This is a genomic window from Mesorhizobium sp. M4B.F.Ca.ET.089.01.1.1 (assembly GCF_004022605.1).
Taxonomy (GTDB): domain Bacteria; phylum Pseudomonadota; class Alphaproteobacteria; order Rhizobiales; family Rhizobiaceae; genus Mesorhizobium; species Mesorhizobium abyssinicae.
The window spans coordinates 1-2,172 of sequence record NZ_RZOS01000681.1 but is presented as its reverse complement, the minus strand read 5'-3'; the positions used below and the strand labels follow the sequence as shown (position 1 = coordinate 2,172).

Sequence of the window (2,172 nt, the reverse complement as noted above, 5' to 3'; positions counted from 1 at the left end):
GGCTGGTGCCGATGACGGCCCCGGCAAGCCCGTATTCGCTTGCCCTCGCCTGCGCCCGCTCGGCATCAAGATCGACAAGGCCGGCAATCGTCAGCCCGTCGATCTGCCTCGCGGCATCGAGCCACTGCTTGCTCATGGCTCCGCAGCCGGCCAGGACGACCTTCATCCAGCGCTCCTCCTCCGCTCGACCCCTCCAGGCCGATCGTCACGGCATCCACGGCGTCACCGTAAACGTTTTTCCGTAAACGTTTACGAGAACACACCCGATAGCGTAGAATGTCAATCGGCTGTTTGCGAAAATCATCCCAAAGCCTTGGCCTGAGCGGCAGCCGGTGCTAGCCAAGGCAGGGGGAGAACCGTCCTTGGCGTCCAGCATCCACGACCTTGCGCGTCACCTGAACATTTCGATCGGCACCGTGTCGCGGGCGCTGAACGGCCGCGCCGATGTCAATGCCGACACACGCCAGCGCGTGCTGGAAGCCGCCAAGCAGCTGAACTACGCGCCCAACCAGTCCGGCCGCAGCCTCCGGCAAGGCGCCACCCACTCGATCGCCTTCATGCTGCAGCCGCATCCCGGCGACCAGCAATATGGCGAGCCCTTCTTCATCCCGTTCCTCACCGGCCTGCAGGGCAGGCTCGCCGAAAGCGGCCTCGACCTGATCGTGGTCATGGGCGCGCCGGGCGACTACCAGCAGGAGCGCCTGCGCCGCGTCGTCGAGACGCGCCGCGCCGACGCCGTGGTGCTGGCCTGGACGCGGCGCGAGGACGAGCGCATCGACTATCTGACCGAGAGAGGCTTCCCCTTCGCCACGCTCGGCCGCAGCCGTTCCGGCGGCAAGTCCTACCCTTCCCTCGACCTCGATTTCGAGAAGGCCGGCAGCGACGCCGTCGACCGGCTGGTGGCGCGCGGCCACCGCCGCATCGCCGCGGTCCGCCCTGCCCTCAATCTCAATTTCGGCTACCTGTTCCTCGACGGCTACCGCAAGGCCCTGAAGCGGCACGGCATCGAGGTCGATCCCGGCCTGATCGCCGACGGCTTCATCAACGAGGGCGGCGGCTACCAGGTGACACCGCGCGTGATGCTCTCCAAGGACCGGCCTACGGCGATCATCTACAACAACGACGCTATGGCGCTCGGCGGCTGCAAGGCGCTGGCCGAGATGGGCATCCGGCCCGGCCACGACATCGCCGTGACGGTCATCGTCGACACGCCGCTCTGCCGCTATTTCTCGCCGGCGCTGACCGCCTTCCGCCCGGCGCTGCAGCCCATGGGCCGGCGGTTGGCCGAGATGCTGCTTGCATCGCTCCCCGCCTTCGCCGGTCCGGAAGGCACGCGCATCATGCGCGAGGTCTGGCCGCTGGAACTGATCGCGCGAGAGAGCGACTGATAGTCGCCGAGGGTAGCCGCATCGACCTCAGTCCACTTTCTCCTCGCCCTTCTCGCCAGCCTTTACGATGTCGCCGGTCGTGAACAGGATTTCCTTCAGCTCTGCCCGCCAGTCCTTCTTCTGACGCAGCAGGAATTCGAGATTCATGCCGAAATGCTTGAACTCCTCGCCTTGCGCATTTTTCATGATGGCGCGCGCCTGCGCGTCCTTTTCCACCGACATGCGCTGCTCGTACCAGCTGATCGCCTCCGCCTCCTCGATCAGCGAAGTGATCATGCGGGCAAATGTCCGCACCTTCTGCGTCAATTCCTCCGCCGGCTCGTGATACTGATCGAAACCCATATGTCCTCCTGAGCCCATGGCTCGACCGACCATCGCAGGCGATGCCTGGGCTCGCCTGCAACGGTTGCGATTGGAAAATGGTTCCGGGGCACGCGCCGGCGCGGCCTGTCACGCAGGTATCATGTTCGAGTCCTAGACCGCTTGGCGGAAGGTGCCGGCGGCATGTCGATGCGACACCCGCTCCGGCATGCTCTGTCACAAGGGGATATCCATGAAACATCTCAACCGGACCGTTGCACTTGGCGCGGCACTTGCGCTGTTCACAGCCCTCACCCCGGCGCTCGCCGATGGCGTCGCCTATGTCAACAAGGGCCTGGTCGGCGTCGGCCGCATCCCCGCCAACCAGAAGGACAAGTTCGGCGAGACATTCGGCTCCGGTTCCGGCATGGCGATCGACTCCAAGGGCTGGGCGCGTGACGGCAACGCCTACAAGGGCTCGCTC

General features: G+C 65.4%; 2 protein-coding genes and 2 pseudogenes. 2 read left to right on the top strand and 2 right to left on the bottom strand.

Annotated elements, in window-relative coordinates; all coding sequences use genetic code 11:
- Positions 1-166, bottom strand: a pseudogene (locus EN780_RS40985) (gfo/Idh/MocA family oxidoreductase); the annotation flags it as partial.
- Positions 167-362: 196 nt separating this feature from the next.
- Here EN780_RS40985 and EN780_RS32625 point away from each other — a divergent pair.
- Entirely contained in the window at positions 363-1,388 is a 1,026-nt protein-coding gene (locus EN780_RS32625) for a LacI family DNA-binding transcriptional regulator (RefSeq protein ID WP_128276327.1), read from the top strand.
- Between the two features lie 27 nt (positions 1,389-1,415).
- On the opposite strand, the gene EN780_RS32620 is transcribed toward EN780_RS32625, so the two are convergent.
- Positions 1,416-1,730, bottom strand: coding sequence for a hypothetical protein (locus tag EN780_RS32620; RefSeq protein WP_127286181.1), 315 nt, complete (start codon positions 1,728-1,730; stop codon positions 1,416-1,418).
- A 211-nt stretch (positions 1,731-1,941) separates the two neighbouring features.
- Here EN780_RS32620 and EN780_RS32615 point away from each other — a divergent pair.
- A pseudogene (locus EN780_RS32615) lies at positions 1,942-2,172 on the top strand (hypothetical protein); the annotation flags it as partial.